The 22,037-nt window shown below is 64.5% G+C and carries 26 protein-coding genes; 12 read left to right on the top strand and 14 right to left on the bottom strand.

Annotated features, from left to right (window positions below; all coding sequences use genetic code 11):
- Positions 1-3 precede the first annotated feature (3 nt).
- Both AC0L30_RS10555 and AC0L30_RS10550 read right to left on the bottom strand, forming a co-directional pair.
- Positions 4-783: an SDR family oxidoreductase gene (locus AC0L30_RS10555; protein ID WP_473253938.1), complete on the bottom strand. Its 780-nt coding sequence runs from the start codon at positions 781-783 to the stop codon at positions 4-6.
- Between the two features lie 68 nt (positions 784-851).
- Positions 852-1,529, bottom strand: a complete 678-nt coding sequence (locus AC0L30_RS10550) for a GntR family transcriptional regulator (protein WP_473404273.1) — start codon at positions 1,527-1,529, stop codon at positions 852-854.
- Between the two features lie 263 nt (positions 1,530-1,792).
- On the opposite strand from AC0L30_RS10550, the gene AC0L30_RS10545 reads away from it, so the two are divergent.
- Genes AC0L30_RS10545 through AC0L30_RS10520 form a run of 6 tightly spaced genes read left to right on the top strand, consistent with a single transcriptional unit; the run spans position 1,793 to position 7,366 of the window.
- Positions 1,793-2,656: an ABC transporter ATP-binding protein gene (locus AC0L30_RS10545; RefSeq protein WP_473404272.1), complete on the top strand. Its 864-nt coding sequence runs from the start codon at positions 1,793-1,795 to the stop codon at positions 2,654-2,656.
- Complete coding sequence (locus AC0L30_RS10540; protein WP_473404271.1) at positions 2,653-3,438, top strand: class II aldolase/adducin family protein; 786 nt, start codon at positions 2,653-2,655, stop codon at positions 3,436-3,438. The genes AC0L30_RS10545 and AC0L30_RS10540 overlap by 4 nt, the downstream gene beginning before the upstream one ends.
- Positions 3,439-3,461: 23 nt before the next feature.
- A complete protein-coding gene (locus AC0L30_RS10535) occupies positions 3,462-4,478 on the top strand; it encodes an ABC transporter substrate-binding protein (RefSeq protein WP_473404270.1) in 1,017 nt (338 codons plus the stop codon).
- On the top strand, positions 4,475-5,290 hold the full coding sequence (locus AC0L30_RS10530; RefSeq protein ID WP_473404269.1) for an ABC transporter permease: 816 nt from the start codon (positions 4,475-4,477) through the stop codon (positions 5,288-5,290). The genes AC0L30_RS10535 and AC0L30_RS10530 overlap by 4 nt, the downstream gene beginning before the upstream one ends.
- Positions 5,287-6,045, top strand: coding sequence for an ABC transporter permease (locus tag AC0L30_RS10525; protein ID WP_473404268.1), 759 nt, complete (start codon positions 5,287-5,289; stop codon positions 6,043-6,045). Before AC0L30_RS10530 ends, AC0L30_RS10525 begins: the two co-directional genes overlap by 4 nt.
- A 16-nt stretch (positions 6,046-6,061) precedes the next feature.
- Positions 6,062-7,366: an LLM class flavin-dependent oxidoreductase gene (locus AC0L30_RS10520; RefSeq protein WP_473404267.1), complete on the top strand. Its 1,305-nt coding sequence runs from the start codon at positions 6,062-6,064 to the stop codon at positions 7,364-7,366.
- Here AC0L30_RS10520 and AC0L30_RS10515 read toward each other — a convergent pair.
- The 12 genes from AC0L30_RS10515 to AC0L30_RS10460 all read right to left on the bottom strand — a co-directional run bounded on the left by AC0L30_RS10515 (position 7,363) and on the right by AC0L30_RS10460 (position 16,201).
- Positions 7,363-8,292 (bottom strand): dihydrodipicolinate synthase family protein, encoded by a 930-nt coding sequence (locus AC0L30_RS10515; protein ID WP_473404266.1) that lies wholly within the window; start codon positions 8,290-8,292, stop codon positions 7,363-7,365. The two genes, AC0L30_RS10520 and AC0L30_RS10515, sit on opposite strands and share 4 nt — an antisense overlap.
- Positions 8,293-8,307: 15 nt before the next feature.
- The gene (locus tag AC0L30_RS10510; RefSeq protein WP_473404265.1) at positions 8,308-9,108 is read right to left on the bottom strand and encodes an amino acid ABC transporter ATP-binding protein; all 801 of its coding nucleotides are present in this window, start codon (positions 9,106-9,108) and stop codon (positions 8,308-8,310) included.
- The gene (locus AC0L30_RS10505) at positions 9,105-9,836 is read right to left on the bottom strand and encodes an amino acid ABC transporter permease (protein WP_473253948.1); all 732 of its coding nucleotides are present in this window, start codon (positions 9,834-9,836) and stop codon (positions 9,105-9,107) included. The genes AC0L30_RS10510 and AC0L30_RS10505 overlap by 4 nt, the downstream gene beginning before the upstream one ends.
- 17 nt (positions 9,837-9,853) lie before the next feature.
- Positions 9,854-10,690 (bottom strand): ABC transporter substrate-binding protein, encoded by an 837-nt coding sequence (locus AC0L30_RS10500; protein WP_473404264.1) that lies wholly within the window; start codon positions 10,688-10,690, stop codon positions 9,854-9,856.
- 123 nt (positions 10,691-10,813) lie between these two features.
- Positions 10,814-11,116, bottom strand: coding sequence for a hypothetical protein (locus AC0L30_RS10495; protein WP_473404263.1), 303 nt, complete (start codon positions 11,114-11,116; stop codon positions 10,814-10,816).
- Between the two features lie 11 nt (positions 11,117-11,127).
- Positions 11,128-12,069: a dihydrodipicolinate synthase family protein gene (locus tag AC0L30_RS10490; protein ID WP_473404262.1), complete on the bottom strand. Its 942-nt coding sequence runs from the start codon at positions 12,067-12,069 to the stop codon at positions 11,128-11,130.
- An 8-nt stretch (positions 12,070-12,077) separates the two neighbouring features.
- Positions 12,078-12,509: a MaoC family dehydratase gene (locus AC0L30_RS10485; RefSeq protein WP_473404261.1), complete on the bottom strand. Its 432-nt coding sequence runs from the start codon at positions 12,507-12,509 to the stop codon at positions 12,078-12,080.
- Positions 12,510-12,512: 3 nt separating this feature from the next.
- Positions 12,513-12,920, bottom strand: a complete 408-nt coding sequence (locus AC0L30_RS10480) for a MaoC/PaaZ C-terminal domain-containing protein (protein ID WP_473404260.1) — start codon at positions 12,918-12,920, stop codon at positions 12,513-12,515.
- A 10-nt stretch (positions 12,921-12,930) separates the two neighbouring features.
- Positions 12,931-14,094: an acyl-CoA dehydrogenase family protein gene (locus tag AC0L30_RS10475; protein WP_473404259.1), complete on the bottom strand. Its 1,164-nt coding sequence runs from the start codon at positions 14,092-14,094 to the stop codon at positions 12,931-12,933.
- The gene (locus AC0L30_RS10470; protein WP_473404257.1) at positions 14,091-14,309 is read right to left on the bottom strand and encodes a hypothetical protein; all 219 of its coding nucleotides are present in this window, start codon (positions 14,307-14,309) and stop codon (positions 14,091-14,093) included. The genes AC0L30_RS10475 and AC0L30_RS10470 overlap by 4 nt, the downstream gene beginning before the upstream one ends.
- On the bottom strand, positions 14,306-15,280 hold the full coding sequence (locus AC0L30_RS10465; protein ID WP_473404256.1) for a CaiB/BaiF CoA transferase family protein: 975 nt from the start codon (positions 15,278-15,280) through the stop codon (positions 14,306-14,308). Before AC0L30_RS10465 ends, AC0L30_RS10470 begins: the two co-directional genes overlap by 4 nt.
- Before the next feature lie 15 nt (positions 15,281-15,295).
- A complete protein-coding gene (locus AC0L30_RS10460) occupies positions 15,296-16,201 on the bottom strand; it encodes a dihydrodipicolinate synthase family protein (protein ID WP_473404255.1) in 906 nt (301 codons plus the stop codon).
- Positions 16,202-16,387: 186 nt separating this feature from the next.
- On the opposite strand from AC0L30_RS10460, the gene AC0L30_RS10455 reads away from it, so the two are divergent.
- The 6 genes from AC0L30_RS10455 (at position 16,388) to AC0L30_RS10430 (ending at position 22,001) form a co-directional block, all read left to right on the top strand.
- On the top strand, positions 16,388-17,479 hold the full coding sequence (locus tag AC0L30_RS10455; RefSeq protein ID WP_473404254.1) for a LacI family DNA-binding transcriptional regulator: 1,092 nt from the start codon (positions 16,388-16,390) through the stop codon (positions 17,477-17,479).
- A 3-nt stretch (positions 17,480-17,482) separates the two neighbouring features.
- The gene (locus AC0L30_RS10450) at positions 17,483-17,851 is read left to right on the top strand and encodes a tautomerase family protein (protein ID WP_473404253.1); all 369 of its coding nucleotides are present in this window, start codon (positions 17,483-17,485) and stop codon (positions 17,849-17,851) included.
- 12 nt (positions 17,852-17,863) lie between these two features.
- Positions 17,864-19,006, top strand: coding sequence for an acyl-CoA dehydrogenase family protein (locus AC0L30_RS10445; protein ID WP_473404252.1), 1,143 nt, complete (start codon positions 17,864-17,866; stop codon positions 19,004-19,006).
- Positions 19,007-19,022: 16 nt separating this feature from the next.
- The gene (locus tag AC0L30_RS10440; protein ID WP_473404251.1) at positions 19,023-20,606 is read left to right on the top strand and encodes an acyl CoA:acetate/3-ketoacid CoA transferase; all 1,584 of its coding nucleotides are present in this window, start codon (positions 19,023-19,025) and stop codon (positions 20,604-20,606) included.
- Between the two features lie 9 nt (positions 20,607-20,615).
- Positions 20,616-21,098, top strand: a complete 483-nt coding sequence (locus AC0L30_RS10435; RefSeq protein ID WP_473404250.1) for a MaoC family dehydratase — start codon at positions 20,616-20,618, stop codon at positions 21,096-21,098.
- 66 nt (positions 21,099-21,164) lie between these two features.
- The gene (locus tag AC0L30_RS10430) at positions 21,165-22,001 is read left to right on the top strand and encodes an ABC transporter substrate-binding protein (protein WP_473253963.1); all 837 of its coding nucleotides are present in this window, start codon (positions 21,165-21,167) and stop codon (positions 21,999-22,001) included.
- Positions 22,002-22,037 lie beyond the last annotated feature (36 nt).

Raw genomic sequence — 22,037 nt, 5'->3', positions numbered from 1 at the left:
GCCTCAGATCACCGAGCCGCGCGCGGCAATGCCGCCATCGATCGTCACCACCGTGCCGGTGATGTAGCCGGACCGCGGCGAAGACAGGAAGGCGACGAGATCGGCGACCTCCTCCGACGTCGCCGGCCGCTTGCCCGGGTATTTGTCGAACAGCTCCTCCCAGCGGCTTTCGTCGCCGAGCATGTCGATCGCCTTGCGCTTCATAATCTTGAGCATTCGATCGGTGGCAACCGGGCCCGGATTGACCGCGACTACGCGTACACCGTGATCGAGGCTGCGGCCGCCGAGCGCCTTGGTGAAGGACATCAGCGCCGCGTTGCCGGTCGAACCCGCGATGTAGCTCGCGTCCCAGTTCTCACCGGAATTGCCGATGATGTTGATGATGACGCCGTCCTTGCCCTTCATGCGAGGATAATAGAGACGCGACAGCGTGATGTAGCCGAACACCTTGAGATCGAAGCCGCGCCGCCAGGCGGCGTCGTCGAGGATTTCCAGCGAACCCGCCGGGATGTCGCCGGCATTGTTGATGAGGATGTCGATATCGCCGACTTCGGCAGCGAGCTTTTCCATCGCAGCCGTGCTCGACAGATCAAGCGCGTGGATCGTGATCTTCACGCCATGGCGCGCTTCGAGCTGCTTCTTGGCCTCGAGCATCGCCTCGCCATTGCGGGCGGCCAGATGCAGATGGCACCCCTCCCCGGCGAAGAGCTCGGCCACCGCAAGTCCAATTCCTTTCGACGCACCGGTGATCAGGGCGGTCTTGTTCGTCAGCTTCAGGTCCACTCCGGGTCTCCAGGATGCAAGCTAGATATACAAGGTCTAGCAATTTGCATACCAAGCGGCATCGGGCGTCATTCGAAGGCGGCGAGGAAGTCCAGGAGGTTGTCACCGAGCAGGTTGACGTGGTCCCGCATGGTGCTGTGGGCCCGCTCCGGATCGTGGGCCAGGATCGCCTGCATGATCGCTTCATGCTCGCGGACAGTATCTGCGATCCGGTTCGGCATGCGCGTCACCCGGCGGCGATAGGCGGCCACCTGGTTGCGCAGCTTGCGGGTCTGGTCGGCGAGGAAAGTGTTGCGCGAGGCCTCGTAGATCGCTTCGTGGAATTCCTGGTTGATGTCGTAGAAAACGTCGATGTCCCCGGTTTCGCCTGCCGCCACAAGCCGCTGGTGAATCTCGCCAATTTCAGCCCCCCAGGTCTGGGAGACACGTCTTGCGGCGAGCCTTGCACAAAGCCCCTCCAGCTCCGCCATGACCTGGAACATCTCGATCAGCGCCTGGGCCTTGATGCTGCGGACGGTCGCGCCCTGCCGACCGCGCAGCTCGACCAGATTGTTGGCGGCCATCAGGCGGAACGCCTCCCGCACCGGCGTACGCGAGACGCCGAAGCGCTGGGCGATCTCCTGCTCGTCGAGCCGGCTGCCCGGCTCCAGATGGCCGGCCGCGATCGCCCCTTCGAGCTTCTGGCGCAGGCTCTCCGCGAGCGTCATGCCGGGACTTGGCGCCAGGGAATCTTGCCCGTTTTTCACGCGCCTGCCTCCGACATGTGCACCAATATCCGCCATCATGTTTCTCCGACACCAAAACAAGTATACAAAATGGCACCCGTCTTCCAGCGAAACGGCTGATTTTCTTGCGGAGGCGCACGCGACTCCGACCTATTCGCTGTCGGCCTCGCAAGTCTTATGCCTGATTTGCCCGGAAATCGCACTGGCACACGAGTTGCTAAGAGATTTCGACGCGGCCCGCTTTCGTATGCGAATGGCCGCCGCCATTATACAAGGACATCCCGGTGCAGGCTGCCCGCCTCCCCAATCCCGGACCGGCCACCGGAGCTCCGCAGGCCCACCTTAAGCCTGAGTCGCTGCTCGAACTGCGCGCGATCAACAAGACCTTCGGCTCCGTCGCGGCGCTGTCGGGACTTGAGGCGAGCGTCGCCCCCGGCGAGTTCGTCACCGTCGTCGGGCCCAGCGGCTGCGGCAAGAGCACCCTCTTCAATATCGTCGCTGGCCTCGAAGAGCCTGATGCCGAGGGCATCCTGCGCTTCGAAGGGAAGAGCTGCCATGCCGCCGACCTGCTCGGCCGCGTCTCCTTCATGCCGCAGCGCGATTTGCTGTTTCCCTGGCGCAATGTGGTCGACAACGCCATCCTCGCGCTCGAGGTCGAGGGCATGCCGCGCGAACAGGCGCGCGCCAAGGCGCTGAAGATGCTGCCCGAGTTCGGGCTCGCCGGCTTCGAGAAGCAATATCCCAATCAATTGTCGGGCGGTATGCGCCAGCGCGTCGCCCTGATGCGCACCTTCCTGTTCGAGCGCGACCTGATGCTGCTGGACGAGCCATTCGGCGCGCTCGACGCGCTGACGCGGGCGATGATGCAGCGCTGGCTGCTCGATGTCTGGCAGAAATACCGTCGCACCATCCTCTTCATCACCCATGACGTCGACGAGGCGATCTTCCTCGGCGACCGCGTGCTGGTGATGACCGCGCGACCCGGCTCCGTGAAGCTCGAGCAGGTCGTCGATCTCCCGCGCCCGCGCAAGCCCGAGATCGTCACCTCCTCCGAATTCGTGCGCCTCAAGCGCACGCTGCTCGACGCGATCGAGGAGGAGAGCATGAAGTCGTTCCAATCCTCCATCGCGCAGGAGAAGCCGCAATGAATGCGATGTCAGCGAGAGAGCCCGCGCCGCGCGGGATCGATCCGGCCGAGTGGGACGCCCGCATCAAGCTTGCAGCCTGCTATCGCATGGTCGCCAAGCTCGGCATGGACGATCTGATCTACAACCACATCTCCGCGCGCGTGCCCGGCCATGACGATCAGTTCCTGATCAATCCGTATGGCCTGCTGTTCGACGAGATCACGGCGTCGAGCCTGGTGAAGATCGACACCAATGGCAACAAGCTCGATGACACGCCGCAAGCCGTGAATGTCGCGGCCTTCGTCATCCATGCGGCGATCCACACCTCGAACCACGACGCGGCCTGTGTGCTGCATACCCATTCCGATGCCAGCGTCGCGGTGTCCGGACAGGAGAAGGGCCTGCTGCCGCTCAGCCAGTTCGCGATGCGCTTCTACGACCGTCAAGTGTTCCACGATTACGAAGGCGTTGCCATCGACCTCGACGAGCAGGTCCGCCTGGTGCGTGATCTCGGCCCGCACAAGGTGATGCTGATGCGCAACCACGGCATCCTCACCGTCGGGAGGACGCCGGGCGAAGCCTTCATGCTGCTCTATTATTTCGAGCGCGCCGCACGGATCCAGCTCCAGATGCAGGCGGCGGCCGCAGCCGGCGCCAAGCTGGTGATGCCGCCGCATGAGGTCTGCGAAAAGGCCGCCCGTCAGTTCTGGGAATTGCAGGGCGACATCCTCGTGCCCGGCGAACGCGAATGGCCGGCACTGATGCGCCAGCTCGACCGCACCGATCCATCCTATCGCAATTGATTTTCACCGTCTGGAGTATGACCATGTTGAGCCGTCGCCATGCCTTCTCCGTCCTCTCCGCCATCGCACTGGCGACCGGCTCGCTCGTCACGGCCGCACCCGCCGCCGAGTTGCAGAAGGCGAGCCTGCGTCTGAAATGGCTGCCGCAGGCCCAGTTCGCCGGCTTCTACGTCGCGGCCGCCAAGGGCTACTACAAGGCCGAGGGCATCGACCTCACCATCAATCCCGGCGGGCCCAACCTGCTGACCGAAAACCTGGTTGCGACCGGCGCCGACACGTTCGGCTTGTCCGGCGGCACCGACAGCGTGTTCGCGGCGCGCGACAAGGGACTGCCGATCGTCTGCATCGGCGTGTCGCACCAGATCACCCCCTTCATCTTCGTCACCCGCAAGGACGGGCCGGTGAAGACGATCCAGGATTTCAAAGGCAAGACCGTCACCACCTGGTTCACCGGCGCCAACCATGTGCTGAACGGCATGCTGGCCAAGGAAGGCATCAAGCCGGATGAACTCAAGATCCAGCCGCAGCAGGTCTCGGTGACACCCTTCGTCGACGGCAACGTCGACGTGATCACGGCGACCTATTACAACGAGTTCTACACCATCCAGTCGCGCATGCCGAAGGACAGTCTGAAGACCTTCGTCGCCGAGGATTACGGCATCACCTTCCCGCGCGACACGCTGATCGTGGCCGAAACGACCGCCAAGGAGAAACTGGAGCTCGTCAAGGCGTTCCTGCGCGCGTCGCTGAAGGGCTGGAAGGATGCGTTCTCCGATCCTAAGGGCGCCGTCGACACCGTGATGGCCGCAGCCCCGACACTCGACCGCGCCCAGCAGGAATTCATGCTCACCGAGGTCAAGCGTCTGATGACCGCCGGCGCGGCGGCGAAGAACGGCGTGTTCTGGATCGACGCAGACGCGGTGAAGACCGCCCACGACTTCTTCCTGAAGTACGGCGTGATCTCCAAGCCCGTCGATCTCGCTGCGGCCTATGACGTGAGCTTCATCCAGAGCATCCCGGCGGCGGACCGGCTGCCGTGAGCAGCCCTGCGACGACATCGCTTGGTAGCGGCCGCGCGACTGCGCGGTCGATGGCAACGCCGGACTGGCTGCGCAAACTAATCCGGCTCCTGCTCGGCCTCGCCATTGCGGCAGTCGTCTGGGAAGGCGCGGTGCTGCTGTTCGGCATCCGGCCCTATTATCTGCCGCGCCTCAGCACCATCCTGATGGCGATGGCGGCGACGCCCCGCGCCTATATCGACGGCTTCCTGCGCACGCTGGCCGAGACGCTGATCGGCTTCGCCTCCGGCGGCGCGTTCGGCGTGCTCATGGGCGTCGTGTTCTTCCGCGTCCGCGCGCTGCGCGAGATGATCTTTCCGATCTTCGTGGTGTCGCAGACCATTCCAGTCATCGCTTTCGGCGCGCTGGTGGTGCTGTGGTTCGGCAACACGCTGCTCGCCAAGGCGATCATCGCGTTCTATCTGACCTTCTTCCCGGTGACGGTGAACACACTGCTCGGCCTGGAAACCGTCGATCCCAAGCAGGTCGACCTGATGCGCAGCTTCGGCGCCTCCAACCGCCAGCTCCTGCTCCGCTTGCAGCTTCCGACCGCACTGCCGCAGATCTTCGTGGCGCTGCGACTTGCCGCATCGCTGAGCCTCGTTGGTGCCATCGTCGGCGAATGGTTCGGCGACACCACCGGTCTCGGGGTGCTGCTGCTCCAGGCCATGTTCACCGAGAACGTCGTTGCGATCTGGGCCGCCCTGCTCGCTGCGGCCCTGCTCGGCACCGGCTTCTATGCGGTGGTCGCCGCGGTCGAGCGCCGGCTCGTGTTCTGGAACGCCGAGCAATGAGCCGCGCGCTAGCCTCCCCCTCGCTCGCCGTCCAGCGCGGCATTCTGGGCGCCGTCCTCCTGATCGGGTGCTGGGAAGGTGCGGCGCGCGGACTGCATCTGCCCGCTTATGTTCTTCCCGCGGTCAGTGACATCCTCGTCGGCCTATGGTCGAAACGTGCAACACTCATTGACGCCGCCGGCTACACCCTGCTTGAAGCACTGGTGGGCTACGGACTCGGCTGCCTGATCGGTATCGGGCTCGCCGTCGCCATCGCACTGGTGCCGGCGTTGCGGAGCGCGATCCTGCCGTTCGCCACCGCGATCAATTCGGTGCCCGTGGTCGGCTATTCGCCGCTGATCCTGCTCTGGTTCGGCATCGGTGTCAGCTCGAAGATCGTGATGGTGGCAATGGCGGTGAGCTTCACCGTCCTGCTCTCGATGCTGGCAGGACTCGACCGTGTCGATCGCCGCGCCGTCGATCTCATGAAGAGTTTTGGCGCCAGCCGCTTCGGCGTGCTGTGGCGCCTGCGGCTGCCGACCGCGCTGCCGCTACTGCTCGCCGGCATGCGCGTCTCCACTGTGCGCAGCGTGATCGTGGCGATCGTCACCGAAATGCTCGGCGCCCAGGGCGGTCTCGGCTGGGTGATCTACCAGGCCGTGCTTCAGATCGACTTCGTCCAGGTGTGGTCGGCGATCTTCGTCGCCTCCGCGGCGAGCCTCGCCTTCTTCGGCCTGATCGGTTTCATCGAACGCAAGATCCTGTTCTGGACGTGACGCCAGGAAACACACCATGAAACGACAGATGCATCTCGGCCTGTTCATCCTGGGCACCGGCAGCCATGTCGCAGGCTGGCGCTATCCCGGCGCGGTCGACAGCTTTCAGGACTTTGCCGCGATCCAGGAGATCGGCCGCACCGCCGAGCGCGGCAAGTTCGACCTAATCTTCATGGGCGACAATCTCTATGCCGATGCGGCCGCCCATCCCTCCTACACGCTGCGGCTGGAGCCGCTGACCATGCTGGCCGCGCTCGCAACCTCGACCAGCCATATCGGCCTCGGCGCCACTGTCTCCACCACTTACAGCGATCCGTTCTCGGTCGCGCGCGTCTTTGCCTCGCTCGATCACATCTCCAAGGGGCGCGCGGCGTGGAATGCGGTCACGACCGCCAATCCGGCCACGGCTGCGAATTTCGGCACCACCCATCCCGACCACGCCCGTCGCTACGAGATGGCCGGCGAATTCCTCGACGTGGTCAAAGGCCTGTGGGACGGCTGGGCGGATGATGCCATCGTCGCCGACCGTAGCACCGGCCTCTACATCGATCCGGCGAAGCTGCGCGCGATCGAACATGACGGCGCGTTCTTCAAGGTGAAGGGCCCACTCAATATCGGCCGCAGCCCGCAAGGCCGCCCCGTCGTGCTGCAAGCCGGCGGCTCCGAAGCCGGGCAAGCGCTCGCCGCGCGCACGTCCGATATTGTGTTCTCCGTGGTGCAGGACATCGACGAGGCCAAGGCCGGTTACACCTCGCTGAAGACGCGACTGCCGTCATTCGGCCGCAGACCTGAGCACGTCACGGTGCTGCCGGGCGTGATGCCCGTCGTCGGTCGCACCGACAAGGAGGCGTACGAGAAGCTCAACGTACTCCAGGGCTTTGTCAGCGGCAGCAACGCGCTCGCCATCCTGTCCGATCGCTTCGGCCGCGACATGTCGGCCTACGATCTCGACGGACCGATCCCGGACATCGCGCCATCGGATAGCTATCACAGCTTCGCCAGCGTCATGCTCGCCAAGGGCCGCCGCGAGAACATGACTCTGCGCGATCTCTATAATCTGACCGCCGCCGCCCGCGGCCATTGGGTGCTGTGCGGCTCGGCCGAGCGCATCGCCGACACACTTCAGCTCTGGTTCGAGGAGCACGCCGCCGACGGCTTCAACGTCATGCCGCCGTATTTCCACGAAGGCTTTGAGGATTTCGTCGAGCTCGTCGTGCCGATCTTGCAGGAGCGCGGCCTGTTCCGCACGGATTATGAGGGAACGACGTTGCGCGATCATCTCGGCCTCGCGCGACCGGCCAATCCGTTCTTCGCGGCCTAGAGCGCGCCGGCGATCCGAAGTGCCTGTTCGAGAACCCGTAACTCGTTTGGCGTTGCCGGCACCTGCGGAGGCCGTACCGCGTCGCATGAGAGACGCCCGAGCAATTTCAGGCAGGCCTTGAGCCGCACTGTCGCGCGCCCTCCCGGCGCATCGCGGTAGATCGCGACCGCAAGCGGATACAGCTTCTCGTGCGCGCCGCGCGCCCGCTCCCAATTGCCGGCCTCCGCCGCGTTCCAGAGGCTGACGACAAGCTCGGGCACGACGCAGGCAAGGCTGACCTGGCTGCCGGCCGAGCCGACGATATAGCTCGTCAGCAGATGCTCATCGCCGGAGCCGAGCACGACGAACTCCGGCCGCAGCTTGTGGATCAGCCTCAGATTCTGTTCGTAAGTCGCAACCTCCCAGCTGCCCTCCTTGATCGCAACGAAGCGAGGGTCGGCCACCAGCCGTTCCAGCAGCGGCGGCGCATAGGCCATGGCGCCCGCGCCGACGGGCGCCGCGTAGAGCATCAGCGGCACGGTGGTCGCATCTCGAATGCGCCGGTGATGCTCGATGACACAGTCGTCGGCGTGGCCAAGCGCCCAGCTATTGGGAGGAAAGACCAGGAGCGCGTCGGCACCGGCCTGCTCCAGTGTGGCCGCCTCCCGCGCGGCCTCCAGGCTCGACTCGTGATTGACCCCGGAGACGATTAAGCAATCCTTCGGAGCGTGCTCGCGTGCCAGCTCCACCACGCGCCGCTTTTCGGCCAGCGACAGCACGAAGTTTTCGCCGGCATGGCCGTTGACCAATAGCCCGTTGATGCCGGGCGCGGACGTGACCGAAGCGAGATGCGCCGCGAGCTTCACCTCGTCGATCGCAAAGTCAGGCGTCATCGGCACGATCGTGGCGGCATTAATGCCGCGCAGGCGGTCGCTGAATGTCCGCATCCCGGCTGACATCAGCTAGTGAATGATCTGGTCGAGGAACGTCATGGCCCGCTCCGACTTCGGATGCTTGAAGAACTCCTCCGGAGCAGCCTGCTCGACCACCTTCCCCTCGTTCATGAACACGATCCGGTCGGCGACCTCGCGGGCAAAGCCCATCTCATGGGTCACGCACAGCATGGTCATGCCCTCTTCCGCGAGCTTCTTCATGGTCTCCAGCACCTCCTTGACCATTTCGGGGTCGAGCGCCGAGGTCGGCTCGTCGAACAGCATGATCTTCGGCCGCATGCAAAGCGCGCGGGCGATGGCCACACGCTGCTGCTGGCCGCCCGAGAGCTGCCCGGGGAATTTTTCGGCCTGGTCCGGAATCCGGACCTTGGTGAGGAAATGCATGGCGAGGTCCTTCGCTTCCGCCTGCGACATGCTGCTCACGGTCATTGGCGCCAGGATACAGTTCTCCAGCACCGTCATGTGCGGAAACAAGTTGAAGCTCTGGAACACCATGCCGGTGTCGCGCCTGACCGCATCGATGTTCTTGCGCTGGTGGTCGAGCTCGATGCCGTTGACGTAGATCAGGCCTTCATCGTGCTTCTCGATATGGTTGATGCAGCGGATGAGCGTCGACTTTCCCGAGCCGGAGGGACCGCAGACCACGATCTTCTCGCCCTTGGCAACCTTGAGATCGACCTCGTTCAACGCGGTGAAGTCGCCATAGTGCTTATAGACGGCTTCCATGCGAACCGCAGGCACCTCGCGCAAATGTGGCTGCGCCATTGTGCCTTCGGCACCACTAGCCGTATTCATCGATATCTCGCTCATGCGCGAGCCTCCACGCTCGCTTGCGCAACCGGCGCCCTCGCCGCGACCCGCCTGGATTTCGCCGCGCTCGACCGACCAAAATGCTTCTCCAGCCGGCGCTGAACCGCATCCCAGACCGAGGTGAGGATCAGGTAATATGCCGTTGCGGCCGCATAGACTTCGAGAATCTGGAAGTGTTCCTGCATCAGCATGTCGCTGCGCCGCATCAGCTCCTCGACCGAGATCACCGACGCGAGCGAGGTTGCCTTCAGCAGTGAATTGATGGAGTTGCCGAGCGGCGGAATCATCAGCCGGAACGCCTGCGGCAAGGTCACACGGCGGAACGTGACCCAGGGCGACAGGCTGAGCGCCCAGGCGGCTTCGCGCTGCCCCGCCGATACGGCCATGAAGCCGCTGCGCACGATCTCGGCGAGATAGGCCGCCTCGTTGAGGATCAGGCCGACCAGCGCGCAGGTGATCACCGAGAACTTGATTCCCAACTGCGGCAAGCCGCTATAGATCACCACGAGCTGGATGAGCAGCGGCGTGCCACGGAAGAACCAGACGTAGAGCCGCGAGAAGCCCGACAGCACCGGGTTGGACGACATGCGCATCAACGCGATGCCCATGCCGAGAATTAATCCGCCTACGACGGCCGCCACTGTCAGTCCGATGGTGACGAGCACACCCTTCATCAGGAAGTAATTGAAGAAGTAGTTGACGGCGGCCGTCGGACTGAAATGGCTCATCGGCTCGTCTCCGTATCTCAGGCCGGACCGGGGCCGGCGATCGCAAGCGGCTGATCGGCCGGCATGCTGGTCAGGCCGAACTTGTCGAACAGCGCCTGGTAGCTGCCATCGGCACGCATCGCGTTCAGCGCCTTGACGATGGCATCCGCCACCGTCTTGTTGCGGAGGCCGAGCGTGGTACGCGCCGTGCCAAGACCGCTCAGCACTTCCTTGACGCGACCGCGGCCGACAAGATCGCGCGCCACGCTGTCGACGAGGAGTGCATTGTCGACTTGCCCCGCGAGCAGCGCGCTCACGACGTTGGTCGCTGTCGGGAACGTGCGCATCTCGATGGCAGGACCGCCCTTCGCTACGTTCGCATCGCTGAGCTTCTTGAGCCAATTCATCTGGTAGGTGCTGACCTCGACAGCCGACGTTTTTCCGATCAGGTCATTTTCGGTAGCAATTTTTATGCCGCTATCGGGCGCAACCACGACCGAAATGGCCTGAATGGCATACGGCACCATGTACATCAGCTTCGAGCGTTCCTCGGTCCAGAACATGCCGGTGTCGATGCCGTCGATGCGGCCCGCGTTCATGGCCGGGATCATCGCCGGAAAATCCATCCGGACGAGTTCGACCGGAAGACACAGCCGTTTGCCGAGCTCGGCGGCGAGTTCCACGTTGAGGCCCTGCAACTGGCCGTCCTTGTCGACGAACTGCTGCGGCGGATTGGTCGGGTTGATGGAGAGCTGCAACTTGCCGGGCGCAATCAGATTGTCGTCGGTGATCGCGGGCGTGCACGCGGCATGCGCCGCATGGGATGCAAGGACGAGTGCGGCAGCGGCACTCAAGCGAAGCAGTGTCGAGACCATGTATTACCTCCAGTAAGACGCCAATGATCGATGCAGTCCATTGCCCGGGAGTCTCCCTCGATGTTTCTTGGATGCGGCCGGCCGGATCTTGCGACACGACTGGCAGCATCGTCCTTGATCCACTCAGGCCGGTCCCGACATCGGCCTGAGCTGGATGCGCATGAAATTCATCACCAGCGATTCGAACGGACCGAATCCCTTCACCTCCAGAAACTCCGGCGTCTCGAACGCCCAGCGCCCTGCGACCTCGTACATGGCCGCGTATTTCGGCCCGTCGCCGATCGAGACGAAGCGCTTTGCGGAGAGCCAGCCGGGACAGGCGAGCAGATCGGGAAAATGCCTCTGCTCGTACCAGGCGTTGAACGCGGCTTCATGCTCGGGATCGATGTCGACCCGCACGATGTGGATGAAGGCTTCGTCGGCCATGGGTACGCCCCTCACGCCAGACGAATATCGCCGGTCGCGCGCGCCGCACCGACCGTCGTTGCAATTGCGTCGCACAGCGCAGGCAGGACCGGCAGCAGCGGCGGCCGCGGATCCGCGTTACGGATCAGGCCGAGAGCCTTGAGCCCGACCTTCATGCGCGTATGCATGTCCATGATCGGCGCGGGTCCATAGACCGCCCGGACGACCGGATAGAGCCGTTCGTTGACGGCGCGCATCGCCTTGAGATCGTCGGCGAGCGAGGCCTGCCACAGCGCGACGAACAGATCCGGCGCGAGACTGACGAGACCCGAGAGAATGCCGTCGCCGCCAACGGCCAGCTGCGGCAGGAACCAGTTGAAGTTCGACGGCAGGATCGCGACGGAAGGATCGGCCTGCTTCACCGCCCGACGGTTCTCGTCATAGGCCAGCATGGTGTCGCTACCTTCCTTGATCGCGATGACGCGATCGAGGGCCGCAATCTTCGCCAGCGTCTCCGGTGAAAAGCCAAATCCGGACGCCAGCGGATACTGGAAGATCGACACGGGAATCCCGATGGCAGAGCTGACCGCCTGCACGAAGGCCACTGGCGCGCGCGAGGTCACCGATGCGCCGCCGCCGAGCGGCGCGGGCGGGAACAACACCGCGCAATCGGCGCCGGCTGCTTCCGCGAGCTGCGCCTGATGAATCGCTTCCGCGGTGGAATGCGCGATGATGCCTGAAAGCAACGGTTTGCCGCCGATTTGCCGCCGCGTCCGTTCGATCACGGCCTGACGTTCGTCATCCGAGAGCGACCCACCCTCGCCGGCATGTCCGTTGACGAACACCGCGGCGATCCCGTCCGGGCGCGCGCAATAATCGAGCACGCGGGCATAGCCGTCCCAGTCGATCGAACTGTCGTCCTTGAAGGGCAGCACGGTCGCGACCGTGACGCCGCGCAAGTCAGGTTTTTTCATCGGCTTGCTCATGACGGTTTGCGCCGAGGAAATTTGAGGCTCGCCCGCGCCTTCAGCACTTCGAGGCCGCCCTCGTTGCGGGCGCTTCCCTCCCAGATGATGGTGCGGGTCTCGTCGTGCTGTTCGGCGATCCAGACGTCGAAGGTCAGCGTGTCGCCATAGAACACTGGCCCGGTGAACCAGAAGCGGTCCTCCACTGAGACGCCGATCGTGCCGACCAACTCGCTGGTGAGGATGCTGGTGCAGAGGCCCGCGACCATGATCCCCGGCGCCAGCCTGCGGCCGAAGCGCGTCGCGCCGGCATAGACCTCGTCGACGTGGACGGGGCCGAAATCGCCGGTCGCGGCAATGTAGAGCGCGCCATCCGCCTCGGTGATGGTCTTGCTCAGGCTGACCCTGTCATTCACCCTCAGATCGTCGAAGGACTTTGGCTCGTACATGGCTCAGCCCTTCGCGAAGGGAACCAGCGTCGCGGTGCCGTCCACCGCGGTGACGCCTGATGGTGACAGTGTGCAGGTGACCCGGCAGACCGCGTCATCGCCGGCAACCGAGACGATTTCGGCCCTCGCCTCGACGGAATCGCCGACGATGACAGGCGCGGCAAAATTCAGCGCGATGCTGCCGATCCGTCGCGTCGGTCCGCCGAGCTGGCTGAGGCAGGTGGTGGCAAGGCCGCCGACCGCGAGTTCGAAGGCGACCATGTTGGAGGCGCCGGCCTTTTTGGCACGGACGGCATCGACATAGAGACCGCCGAGATTGCCGCTGATGCCGGTGAACATCGCCTGCTCGGCGACCGTCATGGTCTTGCGGAAGGAAAAGACGGCGCCGGGATTGAGAGGAGTATGAGACATCGGTCGTTCCCTAGAGCCGCAAGCCGTTCTTGATGGTGCTGCGCGCAACCAGCATGCGGTGGATTTCGGAGGTGCCGTCATAGATGCGGGTGACGCGGGCGTCGCGATACATGCGCTCCAGCGGCAGGTCCTTACTGAAACCCATGCCGCCGAACACCTGGATGGCGCGGTCGACGACGCGGCCCTGCATTTCGGAGGCCGCGACCTTGATCATCGAGACCTTGTCGCGCGCATCCCGCCCCTGATCGATGTCCCAGGCGGCGTTCGTCACCATCATCTTGACGCCGAAGATCTCGGTGGCGGAATCGGCAATCAGCTTCTGCACCATCTGGAAGTCGCCGATCAGCTGACCGAACTGGCGCCGCTCTCCGGCGTGCTTGCGCATCATCTCGAGCGCACGCTGCGCCATGCCGACGGCGCGGGCGCCGATATGGGCGAGGCGGATCTGGAGCACGCTCTGCATGATCAGCTTGAAGCCGCCGCCGACCTCACCGAGCACGGCCGCCTTCGGAATGCGGCAATCCTCGAAGCTCAGCTCGGCATGGCCGTAGCCACGATGGCCCATCATCGGCTGGGTGCGCGCGACCTTGAAGCCGGGCGTGCCGCGATCGACCAGGAACAGCGTGATGCCGCCGCGCGCGCGCTTCTCCTTGTCGGTCAGCGCCATCAGGATCACGTAGTCGGCGATGTCGCCGTCGCTGATGAAATGCTTGGTGCCGTTGAGCACCCAATTGTCGCCATCGAGATGAGCCGTCGTGCTGATCGACGCCGCGTCGGAACCGGCGTCCGGCTCGGTGATCGCCATGGCGCAGATCTTGTCGCCTTTCACCGTCGGCAGCAGATAGCGCTCGACCTGATCGCCCTTGCAAGCCATCAGCATCGGATAGACCTGGCCGAACACGCGGCGGATCAGCGCATCGGAGGTCTTGCCGAATTCTTCCTCGACGAGGCAATGCTCGGTGCACGACAGCCCGCCGCCGCCGACGTCGGCCGGCATGTTCATCGCGTAGAGGCCGAGCTTCTGTGCCTTGGCCTTGGTCACTGCCAGGGCATCGGCCGGCACCGTGGCCGTCCGCTCCACCTCGTCTTCGAGCGGCTGCACCTCTGTCTCAACGAAGCGGCGGACAGTGTCGACCAGGAGATGCGTCTCCTCAGGGATTGAGAAGTCGATCATTGCGCAACTCCCACCGCCTTGCCGGCAACCATGGCGTCAATGTCGGCAGCGCCGTAGCCTATCTCGCCGAGCACCTCGCGGGTCTGCGCACCCAACCGCTGCGGCACCAGCCGCACTTCCGGTGTCTGGCCGTCATAGCGGGCGGGATGCGCGACCATCCGGATTTGCGCGCCCCCGGCACTCTCGGCGCTCTTGAACACGCCGAGATGCTTCAACTGGGGTCGGCTTCGAGGTCGCGATAGTCCTGCACTGGCGCGTGCCAGATCCGCGCCGCTTCGAGCGAGGGCAACCATTCCGCCGTCGACTTCTGCTTCAGACGCGATGTGACGATCCGCGTGATTTCCTCACGCTTCGAAAAACTGTCGGCCTCGTCAAATTCCTTCAACTCTTCACAGTCGAGCCCTGCCGCGAGCGCTTTGGGCGCTGCCATGGAGATCGCGAGATGGCCATCGGCCGTCGCGTGAATGCCGTAGGGCCCGGGACTGAACCAGGCGGCGATGCCAGCCGGACCGCGCGGCGTCGGCGACGGAGCGCCGTTCAGCCATGCCGTCAGCGGCTCAACTTGGAGATCGAGGGCGGCCTGATAGAGGTTGACCTCGACGAGTTGTCCTTTGCCAGTCTTCGTTCTTGCGAACAGCGCCGCGAGAATGCTCATGGCATAGAGCGAAGCCGCATGCTGATCGACGATCACTGCGCCGACAGCGGTCGGCTCGCCATCGGCGCGCCCGGTCCGCATCGCAAGGCCCGACAGCGCCTGGAGCAGGAGATCCTGTCCCGGACGATCCCTGTACGGCCCATCCGATCCAAAGCCGCTCGCGACCGCATAGATCAGACCTGGATTGATCGCCTTGAGCACGTCGTAGCCGAGACCGAGCTTGGCCATGGTGCCCGGACGGAAATTCTCCATCACCACATCCGCGTTCGCGACCAGCTTCTTCACCGCCGCGATGCCGTCGGGATGCTTGAGATCGACGGCGAGACTGCGCTTGTTGCGCCCGGTCGCCAGATGATTGACGCTGTCGCCGGCGACGAAATGATTGGCCACCGCCCAGTTGCGCTGAAACGCGCCCTCGATCGGCTCGACTGCGATGACGTCGGCGCCGAGATCGGCGAGCGTCTGCGCAGCCAGCGGGCCCGCGAGGTAGTGATTGAAGCTGAGGATCTTGACGCCGTCGAGCAGGTTCATTCGGTCACACCCAATTCAAGCAGCCGCAACTGGCGCACCGCGCCACGCCAGATCGAACGTCTTGACCAGGACGTGCGCGGCCGCATCCTGCGCAGCCGGCAGCGGCAGCCGCGGCGGACGCGGACCGCCGACCGAAAAACCCATATGGCCGAGCATTGCCTTGCTGCCGGCGACATAGGCCTGGCCGCCGACGAATTCGATCACCGGCAGATATCTGAGATAGAGCTCGCGCGCCTCCTTGATCGCCCCCTCATCGGCGACGAGAGTGAAGATGCGCGCCATCTCCGACGGCACGACGTTGGAGGCGACAGCGACCCAGCCCTGCGCTCCTTCGACAAAGGATTCGAAGCCGAGGATGCCGCCGAACACGGTCATCCTGTCGCCGCAGAGCCGGATGATGTCGCGCACCCGCGTCACCTCCAGCGTCGACTCCTTGATATAGAGACAGTTGTCGATGTCGGCGATGCGCGCCACCAGCGGTGGTTTGAGATCGACGTTCGCGGTCGCCGGATTGTTGTAGACCATGATCGGCAGCGAGATCGCGTCGGCCACCTTCCTGTAGTGATGCACGAGCTCATCGTCGGTCGGGGTCGAATAGAAGGGCGGAATGATCATCACGCCGTCAGCGCCCAGTTTTTCGGCACGGCGACTGAGACGCACCACCTCGCGCGTGTCCTCCGCGCCGGTCCCGATCAGCACGGGCACCCGTCCCGCGGCCTGTGTGATGACGACCTCCGCCACCAACGCCTTCTCGTCATCATCGAGCGACAGGAATTCGCCGGTCGAGCCGAGCGGGATCAATCCATGAATACCTTCCGCGATCTGCCAGTCCACGAACGCGCGCAGCGCCGCGACATCGACATCACCGGACAGCGTGAACGGGGTGACCATGACGGTGTAGGTGCCGCGAAACGACTTCATTAGAGAACTGCCGGGTGATCGGGTGAATTCAGGGACGGGCGGCAAATTGCTGAATCTCCGAAGTATTCATGCAAACGATTGCGTAACTGGCTCTGCATTGGGCAACACCATCCATTTTTTGAGCTTGATCCGCGTAGAATTAGCTCATAGCGTTTTGCAATCGTTTGCAGTCTATCGGCAGGTTGGATGAGCGTCACGCTCAAAGATGTGGCACAGGCGGCCCGCGTTTCGATCAGCACCGCTTCCCGTGCGCTGACCGGAACGGGCCTGACCAGCGAGCGCACGCAGCAGCGCCTGACGCGCATCGCGCGTGAGCTCGGCTACCGGCCGAACCCAATCGCGCGCGGACTGAAGACCGGACAATCGCGGCTTGTCGCGCTTCTCGTGCACAACCTCACCAACGCCTCGTTCCAGGTGATGGCCGAAGTGGTGCAGGCGCGGCTGAAGGCACTGGGTTATCAGATGCTTCTATGCATCGGCGGCGACGATCCCAAGCAGGAGAGCGACACCCTCACCACGCTGGTTGATCATCGCATCGACGGGTTGATCGTAGTGCCCACCGGCAAGAACGGCCCGCAGCTCAAGGCGCTGGCGAAGGACGTCCCGATCGTCTGCCTGGTGCGTCGCGATGACGCAACCGACCTCGAGACCGTGCTCGCCGACGACCCCCAAGGTGCCTATCTCGGCACACGCCACCTGATCGAGCTCGGGCACAGGCGCATCGGGCTGATCGTCGGCCGCCAGGACACCACCTCCGGCCGAGAGCGCCTGTCCGGTTATGTCCGCGCGTTGCGCGAGGCAGATATCGCCAAGGATGACACATTGATTCATGCCGGCCATTTCGAACCCGAGACCGGCGCAACCGGCGCGCGCAAGCTGCTCGACCTCTCCCGCCCGCCCAGCGCGATCTTCGTCGCCAACCACGAGGCAACGCTCGGCGTGCTGCGCGTCACCGCGGAGCGGAACATCGCTATTCCCGACGATCTCTCGCTGCTCTGCTACGAGGACATGCCCTGGTTCGAATGGCATCGACCGGCCATCAGCATCGTCGACAACGGCGCGCGCGATCTCGCCAATCTCGCCGTCGACCGGCTGCTGCAGCGCATGGATGCCAAGGGGAATGGCAATGACGGCGTTCGCGAATATCGCGTCGGCGCCCGGCTGATCAAGCGCGACTCCTGCCGCCAGATCGACTCTGCGAGCAAGCCCAAGCCGTCCATCCCCAAATCCAAATCGTCTGCGGCCAAATTGCCCGCCGCGAAGCCCGCGAAGGTCTGATCGATGCCCTATGTCGAAGTGCTCGCCCCGCCAGTTCCGTCCCAGCGCAAGGCCGCGCTGGCGAGGTCCGTGACCGACGGCCTGATGTCGGCGTTCGGCGTGACGGCTGACACGGTCACGCTCTATTTCCTTCCCATTGCGCCCGACAACTACGCGCATGCCGGCACATTCGGCGCGCAGCACACCGGCCAGCGCATCCTGCTCAAGGTGCACGCGTTCCGGCGCAGCGAGGCCGAGCGCCGCGCCGCCGCCATCGCCCTGACCCGCGGCGTGTGCAACGCCTATGGCGTGCCGGGCGACGATGTCGCGGTCTATTTCCTCGATCGCGACAAGAGCGAGGTCTCCCACGATTCCAAGCTCGCCAGCGACTGACCGGAGCTCGCCATGAACCGCTTTTACACAGAGGATCAGAAGGCTCTCCGTGACACCGCGCGCCGCTTCGCGGAAGCCGAGATTTTGCCGCGCGCCGCCGCGATCGACCGCGAAGATCGCTTTGACCGCACGCTCTACAAGGGCATGGCAGATCTCGGCCTGTTCGGCATCTGCCTGCGCGAAGGCGCTGGCGGCGCCGGCCTCGATGCGGTCGCCGCCTGCATCGCGATGGAGGAGCTGGCGCGCTGCTCCGGCGCGGTCGCCAATGCCTTCGCCATTCCCGTCGAAGCCGTGCTGTTCTTCGACCATCATGGCACCGATGCGCACAAGGCGCTGATCCCCAAAATTCTCAGCGGTGACATCATTCCCGCCACCGCCGTCTCCGAGCCCGACCACGGCTCCGATGTCGCGGGCATCCGCACCAACGCGGTGCGCGAGGGCAACGGCTGGCGGCTCAACGGCACCAAGGCCTGGGTCACGCTCGGCGGCGTCGCCGATCGGATCATGGTGTTCGCGCGCACCGGCGCAGATGCAGGCCACCGTTCCATCTCGTGCCTGCTGGTCGATGGCGCCCTGCCCGGCATCGCCCGCGGCAAGAACGAAGAGCTGCTCGGCATGCACGGCCTCGACGACTGCCAGATCACCTTCTCGGACGTGCAGCTGCCGGCCGACAGCGTGATGGGACCGGAGAACCAGGCCTTCAAGATGGCCATGAGCAATTTCAACTTCAGCCGGCTGATGATGGCCTCGATGGCGCTCGGCATGGCGCAGGCAGCCTTCGAGGACGCCACCGCCTATGCAAAGGACCGCAAGCAGTTCGGCCAGGCCATCATCGGCTTCCAGGCCGTGCAGTTCATGCTCGCGGACATGTCCACCGACATCGCGGCTGCGCGCCTGCTGATCCACCACGCCGCGCGCCTGCATGATGCCGGCGAGCCGATCGCCAAGGAGGCGGCACAGGCAAAACTGTTCACGACCGACATGGCGATGAAACACGTCTCCAACGCGCTCCAGATCCATGGCGGCAACGGCTATTCGCGCGAGTATCGCATCGAGCGGCTGTTCCGCGACGTGCGCCTCGCCCAGATCTACGAAGGCACCAACCAGATCCAGCGGCTCATCATTGCCCGCCAGGTCGAGAAGGAGGCTGCGTGATGCGGAGCGCGCGCGCATGCTGAGCATCATCACCGCGGCAGAGGCCGCAGGCCTGATCCGCGATACTGATACGCTGATCGTCGGTGGCAATGGCGGCACCGGCGCTGCCGAGGCCATCCTCGACGCGCTGGAGCAGCGCTTCATCAGTGGCCAGGGCCCGCACAATCTGACGCTGATCAACATCACCGGCGTCGGTGCCGTGACCGAGAAGGGCCTCTGTCATCTCGCCCATGAGGGCCTGATCGCGCGCGTGATCGGCGGCAATTTCGGCCTTCAAGTGCCGTTCATGCGGCTCGTCCGCGACGAGCTGATTGACGCCTACAACTTCCCGCAGGGGGTGATGAGCCAGCTCTGCCGCGCCATGGCGGCGAAGCATCCCGGCGTGCTCACCCATGTCGGCCTCAACACCTACATGGACCCGCGCCAGGACGGCGGCCGCATGAACAAGCGCACCACCGCGCCGCTGGTCGATTTGCTCGAGCTGCACGGCCAGTCGTGGCTGCTCTACCGCGTCCCCGCCCCGCCCGATGTCGCCATCATCCGCGGCACCTCCGCCGATGAAGACGGCTACATCAGCATGGAGCACGAAGGCACCACGCGCGAAGACCTGTCGATCGCGCAAGCCGTGCACAATGCCGGCGGCACCGTGATCTGCCAGGTGAAGCGGATCGTGAAGCGCGGCTCGATCCATCCGCAGATGGTGAAGATCCCCGGCTTCCTGATCGACCACGTCGTGCTCGAGCCCGATCAGATGCAAACCTACGGCACCGTCTATGATCCGGCGCGCTGCGGCGAGACGCGTGTGCCCGAGGCGATGATCACGCCAGATCCGCTGACCGAGCGGCGCGTGATCGCCCGCCGCGCCGCCTTCGAGCTGCGCCCGCGCGACGTCGTCAATCTCGGCGTCGGCATCTCCGCGATGATCCCGAATGTCGCGGCCGAGGAAGGCATCTCCGACCTGATCACGCTGACGGTGGAATCCGGCGTGGTCGGCGGCGTGCCCGGCCATGCCCGCGAGTTCGGCACCGCGATCAATCCGCGCGTCATTCTCGACCAGGCCTATCAGTTCGACTTCTATGACGGCGGCGGGCTATCCTGCGCCTTCCTCTCCTTCGCGGAGGTGGACGAAGCCGGCAACGTCAACGTCACCCGCTTCGGCGATCGCCGCGACGGTTCCGGCGGCTTCATCGACATCACGCAGAACGCCAAGCGGTTGATTTTCAGCGGCACCATGACGGGCGGCAAGTTCGACATCGGCGTCGAGAACGGCCGCCTCGCGATCCGGCGCGACGGCGCATTTCGGAAGTTCGTAGACCAGGTTGGCCAGATCAGCTTCAGCGCCTCGCTCGCCGCACAACGCGGCCAGCATGTCAGCTACATCACCGAGCGCGCCGTGTTCGAGCTGGAGAACGGCAGCGTGACGCTGACCGAAATCGCGCCGGGTGTTCGGCTCGAGGAGGACATTCTCGCCCATATGGGCTTCAGGCCTAGCATCAGCCCGCAACTGAAGGACATGGATGCGCGCATCTTCCGGTCCGGCCCGATGGGGATCGCGCAGAGCTTCAAGGCGTTGCCGGCGCGGCCGCGCAGGGTCGCCTGAGGGATCCAGATGGACACAAGCGCTCCCATCAATCTCCGTTACGAGGACATCGCGCTCGGCGCGGAGTTCGAGACCGCCGTGCACTCGGTGACGGAGGCCGATATCGCAACCTTTGCCGACGTCACGCGGGACCATCATCCGCTTCATCTCGATGGTGCCTACGCGCGCTCCCGCGGCTTTCCCGCCGTGATCGGCCACGGCCTGTTCGGCCTGTCGCTGATGGAAGGGCTGAAGTCGGAGCTGAAGTTGTATGAGGAGACTTCAGTGGCGTCACTCGGCTGGGACGAGGTGAAGTTCAAAGGCCCCATCGTCGCCGGCGACACCTTGCGCGTGCGCTTCCGCTTCGTCGAGAAGCGACCAACCAGGAATCCGGAGCGCGGCATCGTCGTCGAGACGCTCGACCTCCTCAACCAGCGCGACGAGGTGGTGACGGCCGCACGTCACATCTCGCTGATCCTGACCCGGCAAGCCGACGCGACGGCGGCCAGGTGACAACGAAGAAGACGTCGGACCGGAGAACGGCTCCTCTGCCACCCACGATTTGATTGGAGTATTCAGATGCGATTTCCCAAGACCTTCTCCGCCCTCGCTTTGCTGGTCGGCCTTGCGCAGGCGGCCAGCGCCCAGACCTGTACGCCAAAGGTGCCAGCATCGAGCCTGATCGAGGCGCAGAAATGGCAGATGTCGATCAACCCGACGCTGCCGCCGCAGCAATTCGTTGACGACAAGGGTGAGTTGCAAGGCCTCAATGTCGAGCTCGCCCGCGAGATCGCCAAGCGCATCTGCGTCGAGGCGGTGTTCCTGCGCATGGACTTCCCACCGATGATCCCGGCGCTGCGCTCCGGTCGCTTCGATGCCATCAACACCGGCCTGTTCTGGACCGAGGAGCGCTCGAAGATGCTCTACCTCGTGCCTTACGCGCAGCAGGCGATCAGCATCTACACCGACCCCTCCTCCAGCCTGAAGCTGGAGAAATTCGAGGATCTCGCCGGCCGCGTGGTGGGCGTGGAATCGGCGACCTACACCGAGCGCAAGGCGCGCGAGTTCAACACCGAGATGGTCGCCAAGGGTCTCAAGCCGATCGAGCTGCGCACCTTCACCACCGTCACCGCGACCTCGGCGGCGCTGCGCGCCGGCCAGCTCGAGGCCGCGCTCAACATCAACGAGACCGCCAACGCGCTGGAGCAGAAGGGCATCGCCAAGATTTGGGTCCGCGACATCGCCGGCACCGACATCACCTTCGCCTTCCGCGACAAGCTGCTCGCACAAGCCTTCGCCGACGCGCTGACCGCAGCCCGCGCCGACGGTACCTATGACAAGCTGTTCGACAAGTTCGGCATGACCAAGCTGAAGGCCACGACGTTCGCCATTCGCGGCGACGGGCCGACGAACTGAGGAACGGGCGCGCCTGCCACATTCACCGCCGTCATC

It is taken from the genome of Bradyrhizobium sp. MI1.11 (assembly GCF_055811255.1).
The sequence above is the reverse complement of the archived record's forward strand: the minus strand, read 5'-3'. Positions and strand labels throughout refer to the sequence as shown.